The following is a 16,657-nucleotide window of genomic DNA, read 5'->3' on the forward strand; positions in this document are numbered from 1 at the left end:
ACAGACCTGCGACGGCCTCAATACTCATCGCCAGGCGTCGCGGTCATCACCGGTCGTGGCTGCTTGTCGCTTGCGCGCCGAGAGAAGCGGCTGAAAGAAGCCGCTGCTCTCCGGTGCCGCCCACTCGGGCTCGATGAAGCCCGTCTCGGCGACGAAGCCGGTCAGCCTGCGCCGGGTGAGGGCCCAGTAGGTGGTGCGCCGCACTTTGACGCGCCAGTCGTCACCGTCGGGAAGGAGCTGGAAGAACTCCAGGTCGTAGCGTTCGCCGTCGTCGTGCCAGTCCCAGAGCTGGAAGGTGACGGCTCGGCCGCCCGGCGTCCGCGCCAGCTGCGGAGGGGTCGAAACGGGCCGGGCCGCGAGGATCTCGTCGTAGGGGCGGGTGCTGATCATCAGCAGTCCCCCGCCGCGGAGGACGCGGCGCATCTCGGCGAGTGCAGCGAGGACGTCCTCCTCGGTGAGCAGGTGGGGAAGGGCGTTGTCGGCGCACACGACGACGTCGAACGAGGCGTCGGCGAAAGGCAGTTGCCGCATGTCGGCCGCCACCGTGGGCAGTCGCACCTCGCGGAGAGCCGCCTCCCGCGCCGCGCGGCCGACCGCCACCGGACTGATGTCGGAACCCGTGACCCGGTGACCGCACCGGCCGAGCCCGATCGCCTGGGTACCGATCCCGCAGGAGCAGTCGAGCACCGACACGGGCCCCGCGCCGAGCCCCGCCTGGATCATCGCGTCCAGGGCCTCCCCCTGCCGGGCCATACTCGCGTCCCAGTCGGCATAGGTGAGGTGATAGTCAACCGCGAGCTGATCGTAGAAACGTGCCACCGAATCATCGTCGCCCATACCGCTCAGGCTAGGACCTGTCCGGCCGATCATGCCGCAGACGCGGGGTGTGGCACGCACATCTGCGGCGTTCACAAGGCCCCGACCATTTCCTGCGACTTGATCGGCCGGACAGGTCCTAATCGGCAGGGCTCGTCCTCGATGGCGGACATGCAGGCCAACCGGCCACCCCGCTGCGGCAGTTACTAACGGGGTTGGGCGGCCAGGACCTGGCTGCCCAGCGCCGCGGTGAGCGCCGCCTCGACGGTGTCCGTGTCCGGCGACTCCGCGGCCCAGGCCACATATCCATCGGGCCGCACCAGCAAGGTCGTACGCCGCCCACTGGCCCAACTCTCCACGGCGAGGCGGTCCTTGCGACCCTCGCGCTCCCCGGCCTCGTACGCCCGCGCAGTCGCCCCCGGGGTGACGAGGACGAACCTGCCGCCGCGCAGGACCTCGTAGAGACGGCCGCTCCGCAGAGCGACGTCCGGTACGCGCGTGCCGACGAGGGGGTGGGAGCCGCGCGGCGCCTCGTACCGGTACCCGATGCCCGTGATCTGGCCGGCGGCCTTGCGGCCGACGGGGCCGACGTGGTTGAAGAACGTGGTGAGGACGGCACGGAGCGCCAGGGTCCAGGGGTGCTTGGCCATCGCGAGCCGTACGATTCCGCCACTGCTGCGCAGCACCGACCGGCCGACGGGGTGACGCTCGGCCTGGTAGGTGTCCAACAGGCCGGTGTCCGCATGGCCGTTGACGACCGACGCCAGTTTCCAGCTCAGGTTTGCCGCGTCCTGAAGGCCGGTGTTCATGCCCTGACCGCCGGCCGGGGTGTGGACGTGTGCGGCGTCCCCGGCGAGGAACACCCGGCCCACCCGGTAGGCCGGCGCCTGACGCTCGTCGCTGTGGAAACGTGACACCCAGCGGGCGTCACGCATCCCGTAGTCGCGGCCGAGGGTGAGCCGGACGATCTCCCTGATCTCGTCGAGCTCGACCGGCTCGCTGTCGGGCACGTCGCGGTCGCGTTGCCAGCCGATCACCCGGTGGTAGCCGTCGCCGAAGGGCGCGATGAAGGAGAAGGCGTCTCCGACGGCGTTGGCGGTCAGGATCTTCTCGGGCTGCTCGTCGAGCAGCACGTCCGCGAGGACGACGGACCGGATGACCGACTTACCGGGGAACGGCAGCCCGATCGCGTCACGTACCACGCTGCGCATCCCGTCCGCCCCCACGACGTACGCGGCCCGCAACCCCGCCAACTCGCCATCGGCGCGCCGGACTTGGAGGTTCACCCCGTCCGCGTCCTGGCTCAGCCCGGTCACCTCGGTCTCGTACACGAACCGCACCCCTGCCTCCTCCGCCCGCCGCCGCAGCGCCTTTTCCACTTCGTACTGCGGGATGACGAGGAGGTGGTTGAAACGGGAGGGGAGGGAACCGAGCTGGACGGTGAGCCGCCCGAAGAGCCGGATACGGTCGAGGGTCTGCCCCTTGGCCTCCAGTTCGTCGGCGAGGCCGCGGGCGTCGAGCTGCTCCAGGCTGCGGGCGTGCAGAACGAAGGCGCGCGAGAGATTGCTGATCTTCTGCGAGCGCTTCTCGACGAGGGTGACGGGGACGTGGGCGGTCGCGAGGTCCCCGGCCAGCAGAAGGCCGGTGGGACCGGAGCCGACGACGATGACGGCGCTGGGCGCGGGGGACTCGGCGGAGCCCGCGGACTCCGCAGGCTGGGCGGAAGCGGCCGAAGCAGGCGGCTGCGTGGACGCGATGCGCTCGGCGGACCCGGCGGACCCGGTGGGCGCGGAGGGCGCGGAGGGCGCGGCGGACCCGGCTGACCCGGCTGACCCGGTTGATGCGGTTGATGCGGTTGATGCGGTCGACCCGGTGGACGTGGCGAACTCGGTGGATGCGGCGGATGCGGTGGAGCGGGTCTTGCCGTTCATGGCGGCCTCCTGAATGCCAACGCTTGTTGGACAACGCTTGTTGGTTAATACCCGTCCGCCAACACCTGATGGCCAACGCTTGTTTGCCAACGCTTGTTTGCCAACATAAGGCGACCTCCACTGGACTGTCAACGACTGTTGGCCTACGGTTGTTGGCATGGCCGTAAAGGAACCCCTCGCGAGCGCGGGCACCCCCCGCCGCTCCGACGCCACCCGCACCGCGATCCTCGCGTCCGCCCGCGAACGCTTCGCGGCCGACGGCTACGAGCGCGCCACGATCCGCGCCATCGCCAAGGACGCGCGGATCGACCCCTCCATGGTGATGCGCTACTACGGCTCGAAGGACGGACTGTTCGCCGCCGTCCTCGACGTCGACCTGCGGCTGCCGGATCCGCAGGGAATGGACCCGCACGACGTGGGCCGCGTCCTGGTGGGCCACTTCCTCGACCTCTGGGAGCGGAGCGAGGTGTTCACCGCGATGCTCCGCGTCGGCGTCACCAACGAGGCCGGCGCCGAGCGGATGCAGAGCGTCTTCAGGGACCAGCTCGCGCCGGTCGCCCTGCGCACCTGTCCCGATCCCGAGCAGGCGCCGACCCGGGCCGCGCTCTGCGCCTCACAGCTGCTCGGACTGGCGCTCACCCGCTATGTCCTGCGGTTCCCGCCGGCCGTGGCGCTGTCCCGCGAGGAGATCGTGGTGTGGCTGGGACCGACGGTGCAGCGCTATCTGACGGCGCCGAACCCTTAAGCGAGCATCAGCGGGGCCCACCACCGGGCCCGTTGTGTCGGCAGAGACCGTGCCCCCTCAGACATCGCGTCCCCGAAGCCATCTGACGTGTGGTGAGGCTGGACTTGCTGTACGGGCAAGCCTCTACGAGCAGGTTGCCGCGCAGAGGCAACAAGCGTCGACGAAGACTCGTACGGCTTCGCGGTGGTCTCTTGTGCGCCAGACAACGGCGAGCTCACTGGAAGAAAGACCCGTGACCGGCCGACAGGTGACGTTTTCTCGCTTGTAGATCTCGGCGTTACCCGCGGAGAGGAGGACTATCCCGAGTCCTGAAGCGACCGCTTCGAAGGCCTCGTCGGCGGTTTCGGCCGTGGCGGCGATGCGCGCCGGTGTCCGGCGACGATCGTTGCCGAGCCAGAACTCGCGGAGCGCTCCGGCCGTCGTCGGAAGGGCGATGAAAGGCTCATCGGCGAGATCCTCGAACGAGACGGCCGGGCGGTTGGCCAGATGGTGACCGGCTGGAAGAGCGACCCAACGATCTTCTCTGGTAATCACCTTCTGCGAGAAGTCGCCACTCGTCGGGATGGGCAGCCAGGCGATGGCGACATCGACATCGCTGCCGGCAAGTCCCACCGTCGGGTCGGCCCAGGTGATCTGGCGGAACTGGAGCCGCCAACCGGGAAGCAGCTTCTCCATCGTGGCGGTGACGGCCGGGATGAGCCCGCGACCGATGCCCGTTTGGAAACCGACCGTAAGTGTCGTGTCCTGGGTCGCCACGGCGTCGACCACCGCACGCTGAGCCGCCTCCCATTGCTCGATCAGCTGCCGGGCATGGGGCAGGAGGGCTCTGCCCGCGGCGGTGAGGGTGACCGTCCGCCGGTCACGCTCGAAGAGTGCGGCCCGGAAGGAGAGCTCCAGTTGGCGGATCTGTTTGCTCAGTGTCGGCTGTGAGACGAAGAGCCGATCGCTCGCGGCTCGGGTGAAGTTGAGTTCCTCTGCGACCGCGACAAAGTAGCGCAGGTCCCGGACGTGGACATCCATAGCCAAAGGCTATAACAACAGCTCTTGGACAGATGGCGCGCGTGATTCCACGATTGATCGCGTGGGTGGAAGCAGGGCACCGGCGTTGTCGCCGCCCGGAGCGGAAGGAGGTGGGCGCCGGTGGAACTGGGCGTCAACGGGCTGAGCGCCAAGGCCACGCTGGGTTCTGTCGAGACGGTCCGGCTGGCCCGGCTGGCGGAGGAGTTGGGGTACCGGTCGTGGTGGGCGGGTGAGCACGTCGTGCTGCCCAGCCCTCGGGTGCCGGCCGCGCCGATGGAGCCGACGGATCCGATTCTCGACCCGCTGGTGCATCTGGCCTATGTCGCGGCCGTCACTGACCGGCTGGAGCTCGGCACCGGGATCGTCATCCTGCCGCAGCGCAATCCGCTGGTGCTCGCCAAGCAGGTCGCGAGCCTCGACGTGCTCAGCGGTGGCCGACTGCTTCTGGGGGTCGGAGCCGGATACCTCGAACCGGAGATGACTGCCGTCGGAGTGCCGTACTCGGAGCGTGGCCGGCGCACCGACGAGTACCTGGACGCGATGAGGGCGCTGTGGACCCAGCCCGCGCCGTCCTATCACGGCCGGTACGTAGCCTTCGACGGCGTCGACGCACACCCGCGGCCCGTGCGGGACGACGGACCGCGGATCGTGATCGGTGGTCACAGCCCGGCCGCCTTCCGTCGGGCGGTCGCCCGGGGCCACGGATGGCTCGGCAATGGTGACAGCCCGGATGATCTCGCCGAGCATCTGGCCGAGCTGAGAAAGGCGGCCACCGAGGTCGAACGCCCGGAGCGGCTGGGCCGACTGGAGATCAACTTCATGCAGCTCTCTCCGGTGGACGCCGACACGGCCCGGCGCTACGCCGACCTCGGCGTCGACCGGCTCGTGGTCTACCCACTTCCGCTGGAGCATCCGGCGGAAGTCGCCGCGTTCCTCGAACGTCACGCCGAACTGCCGCACTGACGTCGTTCGACATCTCCATGAGGAGCAGAATGCAAGCTTTGATCTATGACCCGGAGGCACCCTCAGGCCTCCGTCTCGGCACGGTTCCCGAGCCCGTACCGCATGACTCGCAAGTCTTGGTCGAGGTGCACGCGGTCTCGCTCAACTTCGCGGAACTCGCCTTCAAGGCTGATCGAACGAGACCAGGCACCGTCCTGGGACTGGACGCGGCAGGCATCATCATCCAGGCCGCAGCCGATGGCTCCGGGCCACCGCAAGGCGCACGCGTCGTGAGCTTCGGGTGGGCGTCGGGCGCCGGGGCCGAGCGCCGCGCCGCGGACACCGCGGAGCTCGCTGTCGTTCCCGATTCCGTCGACCTCGCCTCCGCGAGCGCCCTTCCGGCAGCGGGTGTCACCGCGCTGCGGGCGCTGCGGCAACTCGGTTCCGTGGTGGGCCGACGCGTCCTCATCACCGGGGCCTCAGGCGGTGTCGGACGCTTCGCGGTGCAGCTCGCCGCCCACGCCGGCGCACATGTCATCGCGTCCGTGGGCAGCCACGCCCGGGGCGAAGGGCTCCGCGAGCTTGGGGCCGACGAGATCGTCATTGGCCCGCAGAACGTCACCGCACCTGTTTTCGGGGTGCTGGACAACGTGGGCGGCACTCAACTGGCCACAGCGTTCAGCCTCCTGGAGGACGGGGGCTGCGTCCAGAGCATCGGGATGGCCTCCCGCGAGCCGACCACCATCGACTTCGAGCAGGAGCGTCTGAACGGCGGGCGCAAGCGGCTCGAATCATTCATGGTCGGCCATCCCGGCTTCGGCCCCGGCTTCGGTTCAGACCTCGCCTACCTCGTGGACCTCCTCGAAAACGAGGCACTCGATCCTCAGATCGGCTGGCGCGGCTCCTGGGAACGCGCTCCGGAAGCGGCCGAGGCACTCCTTGCCCGCCGTGTCCTGGGTAAGGCCGTCCTCGACGTGGAAGCAAAGCGGTGAAGTCCCGCCCTGGTTCAGGCACCACTCGCGGCAGGCCCGTTCCGTAGGGACGAAACCCTGCCGGCCCGGAACCGGGTACAGGACATCGATCGGCCACAGCCTCCCTCCTCACCGTCGCCCCGGCGCCCGCGTCACCCGGCCCTGAGAGCCGCCTGACCATTGGCCGGCACACACACGTCGAGGGAGTCCGCGGACCCTATGGGTGCGCGGACTCCCTCGACGGGAACGGAGTGAGGTGGAAGCGGGCCTGGCCCTGCTCTTGGCCCTGCTCTTGGCCCTGCTCCTAGCTCTGCTTCTGGCCCAAGTTCTTGTCGGACTTGTCGAGAACCATCACCAGGCCGGCGATGACCGCGAACAGCAGGAGCGGAGCGGCGACGAAGAGCCCCAGCGTGTCGATCACGCTCAGGCCCGTGCCGGGGTTGTCGCCGTCGTCGCGGGTCAGCGCGAGCGCGGGAGACGTCATGAGCAGCATCATCAGCGTCGTACCGGCAGCCAGGGCGCCGGCGCGCAGGGCGTTCTTCTTGTCCACGGTGCCAACGTAGCGAACGCCTGAGCGGGCCGCGCGCCCGGGGGTGCCGTACGAGGTCTCAGTGACTCCCGCCCGCGTGCCCGCCGTCTCCCGCGCGGCCCCGCAGCACATCGATCAGCGCATGCAGCCGGGGCGAGGCGGCCAACTCCTCCAGCGTCACCGGCTGCCCCTCGGCGTCGGCGATGGGCAGCCGCCAGTTCGGGTACTGGTCCCAGGTGCCCGGCAGGTTCTGCGGGCGGCGGTCGCCGACCGTGTCCGGGAGCCAGACGCCGATCATGCGGGCCGGGGTGCGCAGCAGAAACCGGTGCACGGCCTGGATCTCGGCCTCCTCCGACTCCGCGGAGAGCCCGCCGGTCACGCCCTGGAGCAGCCCGAGCCGGGCCAGCAGCGCCAGCCACTCCCCCGTGTCGGCGGCCGCGGCGGCCCGCTCCTCCTCCAAGGTGCCCAACAACAGGCCGAGCCGGTCGCGGAGTTCGACGTGTTCGCCGGTGAGCCGGGCGGCGGTGGACGGGAGGTCGTGGGTGGTGGCGGTGGCCAGGCAGTCGGCGCGCCAGCGTTCGGGTGGTAGGGGCAGTCCGTCGCCGTCCCAGTCCCGTTCGAACCACAGGACCGAGGTGCCGAGCACCCCGTGCTCGTGAAGCGTCTCGCGCACCCCGGGTTCGACGGTGCCGAGGTCCTCGCCGATCACCAGTGTCCCGGCGCGTGAGGCCTCCAGGGTCAGTATCGCGAGCATCGCCTCGGCGTCGTAACGGACGTACGTCCCCTCCGTGGGCGGCTGCCCCTGCGGGACCCACCAGAGCCGGAACAGGCCCATGACGTGGTCGATGCGCAGGGCGCCCGCGGAGCGGAAGAGGGCGCGCAGGAGGCGGCGGTAGGGGGCGTAGCCGGACTCGGCCAGCCGGTCAGGTCTCCAGGGCGGCAGGCCCCAGTCCTGGCCGCGCGCGTTGAAGGCGTCCGGGGGTGCGCCGACCGACATGCCCGCCGCGAAGTACTCCTGCTGGGCCCAGGCGTCGGCCCCGTCCGGATGCACCCCGACGGCGAGGTCGTGGACGAGTCCGACGGCCATGCCCGCGTCGCGTGCGGAGCGCTGGGCGGTGGCGAGTTGGGCGTCCGTGAGCCAGGCGAGGCGGCTGTGGAAGTCGACGCGGTCCATCAACTCGCCCCGGGCGCGGGCGGTTTCGGGTGAGCGCGGGTCGCGCAGGCCGATCGGCCACTGCTGCCACCGGGAGCCGTACACCTCGGCGAGTGCGCACCAGGTGGCGTGGTCCTCCAGCGCCTGGCCCTCCTCGGCGAGGAAGTCGACGTACGCGGCCCGCCGTCCGGGCCCGAGCGGCACCTCGCGTACCAGTTCCAGCGCCTCGCGCTTGAGCTCCCACACGGCGTCGCGGTCGATCAACGCGCCCTTGTGCAGCACGGATTCGCGGAGTCGGTCGGCGCGTTCCAGCAGCGTACGGACCTGGTCGCGGTCGTCGACGTAACCGAACTCCGGGATGTCCTCGACGCGCAGATGCACCGGGTCCGGAAAGCGCCGGGAGGAGGGCCGGTACGGCGAGGGGTCGGTGGGGGCGCCGGGTACGGCCGCGTGCAAGGGGTTGACCTGCACGAATCCGGCGCCGAGTGCCCGGCCCGCCCAGGCGGTGAGCTCGGCGAGGTCGCCCAGGTCGCCCATGCCCCAGGAGCGGCGGGAGAGGAGGGAGTAGAGCTGGACGAGGAGTCCGTACGTGCGTCCGGGCGGCGCGGGCAGCCGGGCGGGGGCCACCACGAGGTGGACGTCGGCGGTGCGGCCGTCGGGGGCGGTGACGTGCAACGCGTGGACGCCGAGCGGGAGTTGCTCGGCCGATGCGCGGGTCTCGCCCTGTTCGGTGCCGATGCGCAGGCGCGTGCCGTCCGGCAGGCCTGACAGTTCCTCGGGCACTCGGCCGCCCCAGCACACCACGGTCGGCGGCAGCAGCCGGTCGCGCGCCTCGGCCTCCCGGGACGCGAGGGCGGCGGCGATGGCCGCCGGCGTGCTCGCGTCGACGCCGAGCGCCGCAAGGGCCGCGACGACCGCGGTGTCCGAGGCCGCGACCGTACGGTCCGGGGACGGGCTGTAGGAGGCGGCGACACCGTGCAGTCCGGCGAGCCGGGACAGCGGCGTCGGTGGCGGGTCCGCGGGCCGTGCCATCTAGATCCCCGACGCGGCGCCGGTGGAGGTGGGCTCGCTCGTCAGATGCGCCGCGTCGGCGAGCGGCGGCTCGCTGGTGAGGGGCTCGGCGTCGGGGAGCGGGGGTTCGCTGGTCAGCGGCGTCTCCGCGCAGGCGCCTTCCGCGCCGAGGACCCACGGATGCGGGTCCTCACGCAGGCCCTGAAGGCCGGCCGACGGCTCCGCTCCGCGTTTGGAGAGGGCCGAGAGCAGAAGGTGTGCCGAAGCGGCCACGAGGGCTCCTTGTCGTCGTACGGCGGCCCAGGACCTCCCGGGCTCTGTGCGGGTTCACCGCAGCCCTACCCAGCGGGCGCGACGGCAGACGTACACGGACGAACAACGTGCTACTGGTCACATCCCGCTTCCTCGCAACCCTTCCAGGTTGGTGCAAACACGTTGTTTCGGCCACTCACCCGGCCGCAGTCCACAGAAGCTCCCGCCGCTCAGCTATTCACTCACTACATATACCGAGTGCATAATGGTCGCCATGAGCACCCGCCACATCCTGCTGGGGCTGCTCGCCGGAGGTCCCAGCCACGGTTACGACCTCAAGCGACGCCACGACGAACGCTTCCCGCAGGCCCGCCCGTTGGCCTACGGGCAGGTCTACACGACCCTGCAGCGCCTGGTCCGCGACGGTCTCGCCGAGGTCAAAGGCACCGGCTCGGACGGCGGCCCGGAACGGACGCTGTACCGCTCCACCGATGACGGATCACGTGAACTGGCCAAGTGGACAGGGGAGATCACGCCACCGGCGCCCTTCGTGACGAACGAGATCTTCGCGAAGGTCGTCGTCGCGATCCTCGCCTCGGCGGACCCGGCCGGCTATCTGGGGGCGCAGCGCGCCGCGCACATGGCGCGGATGCGTGAGCTCACGGCGGTGAAGACCGGGCCGGGCGCCGATCTCGCGACCGTCCTCTCGGCCGACTACGCCCTCAACCACCTTGACGCCGACCTCCGTTGGATGACCACGACGGCGGCCCGGCTCACCACTCTGACCGCGGAGGTCGACGCAGCATGAGCAATCCACTCCTGATGGCCAGGAGCCTGTTCAAGGCGCACGGTTCCACCCCGGCGCTGCGCGGCGCCTCGGTGGAACTGCACGCGGGCGAGATCCTGGCCGTCACCGGGGCCAGCGGCAGTGGCAAGTCCACGCTGCTGCACTGTCTGGCCGGCATCGTCCGGCCGGACGAAGGCACGGTGGACTACGGCGGTGAGCGCCTGGACCGCCTTCCCGAGAAACGGCTCAGCGAGCTGCGGCGCACCGACTTCGGGGTGGTGTTCCAGTTCGGGCAGCTGATCCCCGAGCTGACCGCCCTCGACAACGTGGCACTGCCGCTGCTGCTCGCGGGCCTCTCGCGTACGGCGGCCCAGGAGCGGGCGGGCGAGTGGCTGGAGCGGTTCGGCGTACGCGGGCAGGAGATGCTGCGGCCCGGCGAGATGAGTGGCGGGCAGGCCCAGCGGGTGTCGCTCGCGCGGGCCCTGGTGACCGGCCCGAAGGTCGTCTTCGCGGACGAGCCGACCGGCGCGCTGGACTCCCTCGCCGGGGAGCAGGTGATGACCGCACTGATCCACACGGCCCACGAGTCCGGTACGGCGGTCCTGCTGATCACGCATGACGCGCAGGTGGCCGCGTACGCGGACCGGGAGGTCGCGCTGCGGGACGGGATGGTCGTCGGTTGCGAAGCCGAGCCCACAGCAGGCTCCGAAACCCCGTCCACAGCAGACTCGGAAGCCCCGTCCACAACAGGTTCCGAAGCCCAGTCCACAACAGGCTCCGAAGCGGTCGGCTCCGAGGCCGCCGACGCGTCCGCGGAGGTGACCCCGTGAGGACCGATCTCCGGCTCGCGCTGCTGCTGACCCGTGGTTCCGACCGGCGGGAGTGGTGGCGGGTCGCGCTCACGGCCGTGGGGGCGGGGCTCGCCACCGGCTTCATGCTGGCGGCGGCCGCGGTCGCCTCTCTGCAGGGGCGATACCACGTGTCCATCGGCAACGGTCTGCTCGACCAGCCCGGCGAGCGCTCCGGCATCGTCCTCGCGCTGCTCCTCCTGCTCGTCCCGGTGCTCGGCTTCCTCGGGCAGTGCGCCCGGATCGGTGCCGTGCACCGTGACCGGCGGCTGGCCGGGCTGCGCCTGGCGGGGGCCTCACCCGCCCAGGTCCGGCGGATCGCCGCGCTGGAGACGGGGCTCGCGTGCCTCGCGGGCTCGGCGGTCACCACGGTGTTCTCCGTGCTGCTCGTGCTGGGTGAGTGGCGGAATCCGCCCGCTCTTGCCTGGGCGGGGTTCGCGGGTATCGCGGTGGCCGTGCCCCTGCTGGGTGCCCTGGTCAGCACGCTCGCGCTGCGCCGCGTGGTTGCCTCACCGCTCGGCTGGGTGCGGCGGGTGCGACCGAGCAGGGGCCGGGGACCGGGCGCCACGTTCCTCGGGGCGGCACTGGTGATTCTGGTCGTGGGGCTCTTCACGGCCCCGGTCACCTTCGGCGGGTTCGACACTGCGCCGGCGCTCGTCTTCGGCGTGGTGATTCTCACCGGCGTGGGCGCCGTCTGGGTGACCGGCGCCGCCGCCCGCCTCACCGGCCGCCGGCTCGCCGCCCGCACCGGAAACCCGGCGACGCTCATCGCCGCCGAGCGCCTGCGCGACGACCCGTGGGCGGCCGCCCGCACCCACGCGGCGGTCCTGCTGGTGACCGTCGTGGGGACCGGTTTCACCGGCATCGGGCAGGTACTGCTCGACGAGCTGAACGGACGCGACCGCGACTCCCTCGCCGCGGACATCTCCTTCTACGCCACCGGGGTCAACCTCACCGGCGCCGCCATCCTCGTCGCCCTCGCGATCACCCTCTCCGGCCTCGCCGTAGGCACCGCCGAGTCACTGGCCACCCGCCGCCGCGGGCTGGCCGCGCAGGCCGCCGCCGGGGTGCCGTACGCCGTACTCGGCCAGGCGCTGCTCCTGGAGACGGCCCTGCCGCTGGCCCCCGCGGTCGCGCTGGCCGGCGCCGGGGGCATGGCGATCAGTACCTGGTACGCGTGGCTCGCCGCCGGCGGCGGAACGGTGCCGCTGCTGCCCCTGTTGGTCCCCGTGGCCGTGTACGCCGCCTGCCTACTGGCCGCCGCCACGTCGCTGCCGCTGCTGCGCCGCTCCGTCCATCCGACCGAACTACGCTTCACGTGACATTTCACACAGCTCCGGCACACGGATAGGTGCGGAAACGACCGCCGGCTCCCCGGGAGGCACAGGGGTCCTCCTGGGGAGCCGGAACGGGGCGACAGGGTGCCGCTCGACGTACCACGCCAGTGGCGCCGTACGACCGTTGACGGCAACACGAAGGCCCGGATCTCAGGCGGAAATGCCGTCGATCCGGGCCATCGCATCCTCCGCGCCGTACGGCTGCAGGTAGGGCAGCCAACGCGGGTCCCTGTGTCCGGTTCCGATGATGCGCCAGGCGAGCCCCGTCGGCGGGGCGGGTTTATGGCGCAGGCGCCAGCCGATCTCGACCAGGTGGCGGTCGGCCTTGGTGTGGTTGCAGCGGCGGCATGACGCCACCACGTTCTCCCAGGCGTGCTGACCTCCGCGGGAGCGCGGGATGACGTGGTCGACGCTGGTTGCGACGCCACCGCAGTACATGCACCGGCCGCCGTCGCGGGCGAAGAGCGCGCGACGGGTAAGTGGAACGGGCCCCCGATAAGGGACCCGTACGAACCTCTTCAGCCGGACCACGCTGGGTGCGGGGACAGTAACGGTCGCGCTATGCATAAAGGCGCCGGATTCCTCGAGGGAGACAGCCTTGTTCTCCAGGACGAGGACGAGCGCGCGGCGGAGCGGTACGACGCCGAGCGGCTCGTACGACGCATTGAGGACCAGGACGTGCGGCACGGATGCCTCCTTGTACGCCGGCGGCGCGTGGCTCGCGCCGGGACGATCTGTGGCCAGTGTCCCCGAATGCCTGGTGGAAGCGCCACCATGTGCTGGTAACGGGCTGGGAGTGTTTTCGACCACACCCTCTTCATCCCCAGGTGGGCACGGCCTCTCCCCCCAACATGGCAACGATCGACACACAATGCCCCGTTAGTGTGGTGGTTCTGCCCGATCGGTACCCCTCATATGTCCCTGCCGCGGGCGGACAGCTACGCCTGGAGGTACCCGCTGTGTCCTTGCACGTCCTACTCGCCGCCGTTACGCCGTCGCCGTCCCCCACCCCCTCGGCCACGGACCCGGCGGCGGCAACGCTTCAGGGCGCCCAGGAAAGCGCGACCAACGCCGCGAGCTGGGTCGAGCAGAACTGGTCGACATGGCTCAGCATCGGCCTGCGGGTCCTGCTGATCGTGGTCATCGCAGCGGTGCTGAGAGTGGCGGTACGGCGGGCGATCAGCAAGCTGATAGAGCACATGAACTCCACCGCCCAGGCGGTGGACGGCACGGCGCTCGGCGGTCTCCTCGTGAACAACGAGCGCCGCCGCCAGCGCTCCCAGGCCATCGGCTCGGTGCTCCGCTCGGTCGCGTCCTTCGTGATCATGGGCACGGCCTCGCTGATGGTCCTCGGCACGTTCGAGATCAACCTGGCGCCGCTGCTCGCCTCGGCGGGTGTCGCGGGCGTGGCGATCGGTTTCGGCGCCCGCAATCTCGTCACGGACTTCCTCTCCGGCGTCTTCATGATCCTTGAGGACCAGTACGGCGTCGGGGACACGATCGACGCCGGCGTCGCCTCCGGCGAGGTCATCGAGGTCGGCCTCCGCGTGACCAAGCTCCGCGGCGACAACGGCGAGATCTGGTACGTCCGCAACGGCGAGGTCAAGCGCATCGGCAACCTCTCCCAGGGCTGGGCCACCGCCGGCGTCGACGTCACGGTCCGCTCCTCGGAGGACCTGGACCGCGTCCAGTCCGTCCTGAACGAGGTCGGCGAGGGCATGAGCAAGGAAGAGCCCTGGAGCGAGCGCCTCTGGGGCCCGATCGAGGTCCTCGGTCTCGACACCGTTCTCCTCGACTCGATGGTCTTCCGCGTCTGCGCGAAGACCATGCCCGGCAAGGCGCTGACCGTCGAACGCGAACTCCGCTGGCGCATCAAGCGCGCCTTCGACGCCGCCGACATCCGCATGGTCGGCGGCCTCCCGGCCCAGCCGGAGGACGAGCCCGCGGCCGACCCGACGGCAGGCATGTCGGCCCCGTCCGCCTACGCCTCCTCCACATCCCCGCAGTCCCAGGCCGCCTCGCCACTGGCCCCGCCGAACGTGTCGAAGTAGGCGGCCAACAGCCGTAGCGGTTCAGCACGCTCGTTCGCGTGAACGGGTGCGGTATTTCTATGCCGTACGACGTCAGGGGTGCTCCATGGTTCTGCCGCGGCACCCGCCGCGGGCGTAGCCTGGCACCAGCCGGAAGCACGAGCTCGGGCCGGGGAATGAGCGGACCCCCCCCCGTCCGCGTACGGCATGGTCATCGGCCGCCTCTTCTGCTCGTTCAGCACCCTTCCGGCACGTGCCCACACTGGTGCTCTTCCCGTCGCTCCTCCGCACACGGGGGATGAACGCATCGAAGTCGCCCGAAGGCCCGATACTTCGCCTGTCCCCCACCGCCTGGGCGGAGTTCACCGCGTCGCTGGACTGAGTCAGTGCCACCCCGGCACCACGCGGCCGCCGCCCCGGCCGAGACGAGAGCCGAGAACCCCGGCCGGGCCACGATCACGCGCTCAAGAACCCGCCGAAGCCACCCTGCCGGGAAACAGCGCGGGACCCAGCCGACCGGAAGGCGAGTTACAAGTCCTGGTCTCGGTGTCGACCGTCACCTCAAGCCCGGAAGCCTCCGCAACTCGCTGATCCTCAGCAGTCGTGCGAGCAGCAGGTACGCCAGTGCCATGGCGGCCGTTCCTGCGGCCAGTGTGAGTGCGGTGCCCCACGTGCCCGTGTCCAGCGTGCCGGCGCAGACACGAGCGATTCCCCAGCCCGTGGCACCGGCCACCGCCGCAGCGAGTATCAGTTTGGCGTAGGTGCGGCGCAGTGCTCCGTCGTTGTCGATGCGGCTGCCCAACTTCTTGCGCAGCAGCCACGCGGTGAGTGCGACGCCGGACACGTACGACAGTGCGTATGCGGCTGCCATGCCGGTGACCGCCCAGCGTGCGGGCAGCAGCAGATGGCAGGCCGTGGCCAGCGCGAGGTTCACCACGGCGATCCAGGCGGCCATGAGGAACGGGGTGCGGGTGTCCTCAAAGGCGTAGAAGGCACGCAGGAGCAGGTACTGCGCGGAGAACGGGATCAGTCCGAGCCCGAATGCCTGCAACATCTGGCCAAGAGGCTGGGTGGACGCAGCATCCGCCGCGCCGTGGGCGAACAACACCGTGGAGATCTGCGGGCCCAGTGCGAGGAAGAGAAAGGCGGCGGGCACGATGACGACGCCGGTGATGCGCAGGACCCGAGACAGGTCGGCGCACAGATCCGGTATGCGGCCCTCTGCGGCTGCCTTGCTCATGCGGGGCAGCAGCGCGGTCACCAGAGAGACGGTGACGATCGACTGCGGCAGCATCCAGATGGTCTGTGCGTACATGTAGGCCGAGTAGCCGGCGCCGGCGTGTGGCAGTTCCTGGTCGGCGGCGTTTGCGTAGTTGGTCACCACGGTCAGGGCGACCTGATTGGCCAGGACGAACAACAAGGTCCACTTCGCGGCATGGATGCTCTTGCCCAGGCCGGTCCCCCGCCAGTCGAACCGGGGGCGGAACCGGAAGCCGGCGGCACGCACGAACGGGATCAGCGCGAGAGCCTGCAGGACGATTCCTGCTGTGGTCCCAATGCCCAGGAGCTGTACCTGTGTGGTGGTGATGTCCTCGACCCGTTCCGGGATCGTCATCAGCCCCAAGTAGGTGCCGAACATGCCGATCAGCACGATGTTGTTCAGCACCGGAGTCCACATCATCGCGCCGAACTTCTCGCGGGCGTTCAGGACCTGGCCAAGAATGCTGAAAAGGCCGTAGAAGAAGATCTGCGGCAACAGGAACCGTGCGAACACAACCGTCAGTTCGAACGACTCGTGGCTGTCGGGGGTGTCGCGCATGTACAGGCTCACGATGTTCGGGGCCGCCCACACCGCCAGCGCGGTCCCCACGCCCAGGACACACAGCACGAGCGTCACCAGCCGCTGCTCGTAGGCGCGGCCCCCGTCCGGCTGCGTCGTCCTGGCCCGGACCAGTTGGGGCACCAGAACCGCGTTGAGCGCCCCGCCGATCAACAGCGTGTACAGGCTCGTCGGCACGGTGTTCGCCGTGTTGTACGTACTGGCCAGCAGCCCCGTGCCCAAGGCGGCTGCCTGCAGTACCTGCCGAATCAGACCCGTGGCCCGCGAGACCATGGTGCCCAGCGCCATCAGTAACGACGAACGAGCCAATCCCCCTTTGGCCGCCTTCGTCACAGGGGCGGCATGCCGTCCACCTTCGTACTCGTCCGTCGACTGAGACTTCATCGCGGCCTTCACCCCTCCACCATGGCGCCAGCCTATGCCGCGAAGATCACCGGACCCTCAT

General features: G+C 70.3%; 14 protein-coding genes and 1 pseudogene. 7 read left to right on the forward strand and 8 right to left on the reverse strand.

Features of this window, described 5'->3' with window-relative positions:
* Positions 1-24: 24 nt before the first annotated feature.
* Positions 25-837, reverse strand: a complete 813-nt coding sequence (locus ACIPC1_RS04535; protein ID WP_402513129.1) for a class I SAM-dependent methyltransferase — start codon at positions 835-837, stop codon at positions 25-27.
* Between the two features lie 185 nt (positions 838-1,022).
* On the reverse strand, positions 1,023-2,747 hold the full coding sequence (locus tag ACIPC1_RS04540) for an FAD-dependent monooxygenase (RefSeq protein ID WP_402513130.1): 1,725 nt from the start codon (positions 2,745-2,747) through the stop codon (positions 1,023-1,025).
* Between the two features lie 157 nt (positions 2,748-2,904).
* Between ACIPC1_RS04540 and ACIPC1_RS04545 the strand changes: the two genes are divergently transcribed.
* Positions 2,905-3,492 carry a TetR family transcriptional regulator gene (locus tag ACIPC1_RS04545; RefSeq protein ID WP_402513132.1) on the forward strand — a complete coding sequence of 196 codons (588 nt, stop codon included), beginning with the start codon at positions 2,905-2,907 and terminating at the stop codon, positions 3,490-3,492.
* Positions 3,493-3,615: 123 nt separating this feature from the next.
* Here ACIPC1_RS04545 and ACIPC1_RS04550 read toward each other — a convergent pair whose 3' ends face one another.
* Positions 3,616-4,512: a LysR family transcriptional regulator gene (locus ACIPC1_RS04550; RefSeq protein WP_402513134.1), complete on the reverse strand. Its 897-nt coding sequence runs from the start codon at positions 4,510-4,512 to the stop codon at positions 3,616-3,618.
* 120 nt (positions 4,513-4,632) lie between these two features.
* Between ACIPC1_RS04550 and ACIPC1_RS04555 the strand changes: the two genes are divergently transcribed.
* Entirely contained in the window at positions 4,633-5,475 is an 843-nt protein-coding gene (locus ACIPC1_RS04555) for an LLM class F420-dependent oxidoreductase (protein WP_402513135.1), read from the forward strand.
* Between the two features lie 29 nt (positions 5,476-5,504).
* Positions 5,505-6,446, forward strand: a complete 942-nt coding sequence (locus ACIPC1_RS04560) for a zinc-binding dehydrogenase (RefSeq protein ID WP_402513137.1) — start codon at positions 5,505-5,507, stop codon at positions 6,444-6,446.
* Between the two features lie 283 nt (positions 6,447-6,729).
* On the opposite strand, the gene ACIPC1_RS04565 is transcribed toward ACIPC1_RS04560, so the two are convergent.
* From ACIPC1_RS04565 to ACIPC1_RS04575, 3 genes are read right to left on the reverse strand one after another with little or no spacing between them, the layout of a single operon-like run.
* The gene (locus tag ACIPC1_RS04565; RefSeq protein ID WP_384373845.1) at positions 6,730-6,975 is read right to left on the reverse strand and encodes a hypothetical protein; all 246 of its coding nucleotides are present in this window, start codon (positions 6,973-6,975) and stop codon (positions 6,730-6,732) included.
* Between the two features lie 58 nt (positions 6,976-7,033).
* Complete coding sequence (gene malQ, locus ACIPC1_RS04570) at positions 7,034-9,139, reverse strand: 4-alpha-glucanotransferase (protein ID WP_402513138.1); 2,106 nt, start codon at positions 9,137-9,139, stop codon at positions 7,034-7,036.
* Positions 9,140-9,391 carry a hypothetical protein gene (locus tag ACIPC1_RS04575; protein ID WP_402513139.1) on the reverse strand — a complete coding sequence of 84 codons (252 nt, stop codon included), beginning with the start codon at positions 9,389-9,391 and terminating at the stop codon, positions 9,140-9,142. It lies immediately after the preceding gene.
* Between the two features lie 253 nt (positions 9,392-9,644).
* On the opposite strand from ACIPC1_RS04575, the gene ACIPC1_RS04580 reads away from it, so the two are divergent.
* The 3 genes and pseudogenes from ACIPC1_RS04580 (at position 9,645) to ACIPC1_RS04590 (ending at position 12,327) form a co-directional block, all read left to right on the forward strand.
* On the forward strand, positions 9,645-10,178 hold the full coding sequence (locus ACIPC1_RS04580; RefSeq protein ID WP_402513141.1) for a PadR family transcriptional regulator: 534 nt from the start codon (positions 9,645-9,647) through the stop codon (positions 10,176-10,178).
* Positions 10,175-10,834, forward strand: a pseudogene (locus ACIPC1_RS04585) (ABC transporter ATP-binding protein); the annotation flags it as partial. The gene ACIPC1_RS04580 and the pseudogene ACIPC1_RS04585, both read left to right, overlap by 4 nt.
* Before the next feature lie 149 nt (positions 10,835-10,983).
* Positions 10,984-12,327 carry an ABC transporter permease gene (locus ACIPC1_RS04590; RefSeq protein ID WP_402513143.1) on the forward strand — a complete coding sequence of 448 codons (1,344 nt, stop codon included), beginning with the start codon at positions 10,984-10,986 and terminating at the stop codon, positions 12,325-12,327.
* Between the two features lie 165 nt (positions 12,328-12,492).
* Here the strand turns inward: ACIPC1_RS04590 and ACIPC1_RS04595 are convergent, their stop codons facing one another.
* Positions 12,493-13,029 carry an HNH endonuclease gene (locus tag ACIPC1_RS04595; protein WP_365436177.1) on the reverse strand — a complete coding sequence of 179 codons (537 nt, stop codon included), beginning with the start codon at positions 13,027-13,029 and terminating at the stop codon, positions 12,493-12,495.
* 272 nt (positions 13,030-13,301) lie between these two features.
* Between ACIPC1_RS04595 and ACIPC1_RS04600 the strand changes: the two genes are divergently transcribed.
* Positions 13,302-14,393: a mechanosensitive ion channel family protein gene (locus ACIPC1_RS04600; protein WP_402513144.1), complete on the forward strand. Its 1,092-nt coding sequence runs from the start codon at positions 13,302-13,304 to the stop codon at positions 14,391-14,393.
* A 535-nt stretch (positions 14,394-14,928) separates the two neighbouring features.
* Here the strand turns inward: ACIPC1_RS04600 and murJ are convergent.
* Positions 14,929-16,500, reverse strand: coding sequence for a murein biosynthesis integral membrane protein MurJ (murJ, locus tag ACIPC1_RS04605; RefSeq protein ID WP_402513415.1), 1,572 nt, complete (start codon positions 16,498-16,500; stop codon positions 14,929-14,931).
* Positions 16,501-16,657 lie beyond the last annotated feature (157 nt).

It is taken from the genome of Streptomyces sp. NPDC087263, from assembly GCF_044744645.1.
In the GTDB taxonomy this organism is placed as follows: domain Bacteria; phylum Actinomycetota; class Actinomycetes; order Streptomycetales; family Streptomycetaceae; genus Streptomyces.

Bases quoted from the DNA above. Each gene is read 5' to 3' on its own strand.
- ACIPC1_RS04535 (WP_402513129.1), bottom strand. From the start codon at position 837: ATGGGCGACGATGATTCGGTGGCACGTTTCTACGATCAGCTCGCGGTT.
- ACIPC1_RS04540 (WP_402513130.1), bottom strand. From the start codon at position 2,747: ATGAACGGCAAGACCCGCTCCACCGCATCCGCCGCATCCACCGAGTTC.
- ACIPC1_RS04545 (WP_402513132.1), top strand. From the start codon at position 2,905: ATGGCCGTAAAGGAACCCCTCGCGAGCGCGGGCACCCCCCGCCGCTCC.
- ACIPC1_RS04550 (WP_402513134.1), bottom strand. From the start codon at position 4,512: ATGGATGTCCACGTCCGGGACCTGCGCTACTTTGTCGCGGTCGCAGAG.
- ACIPC1_RS04560 (WP_402513137.1), top strand. From the start codon at position 5,505: ATGCAAGCTTTGATCTATGACCCGGAGGCACCCTCAGGCCTCCGTCTC.
- malQ (WP_402513138.1), bottom strand. From the start codon at position 9,139: ATGGCACGGCCCGCGGACCCGCCACCGACGCCGCTGTCCCGGCTCGCC.
- ACIPC1_RS04580 (WP_402513141.1), top strand. From the start codon at position 9,645: ATGAGCACCCGCCACATCCTGCTGGGGCTGCTCGCCGGAGGTCCCAGC.
- murJ (WP_402513415.1), bottom strand. From the start codon at position 16,500: ATGGCGCTGGGCACCATGGTCTCGCGGGCCACGGGTCTGATTCGGCAG.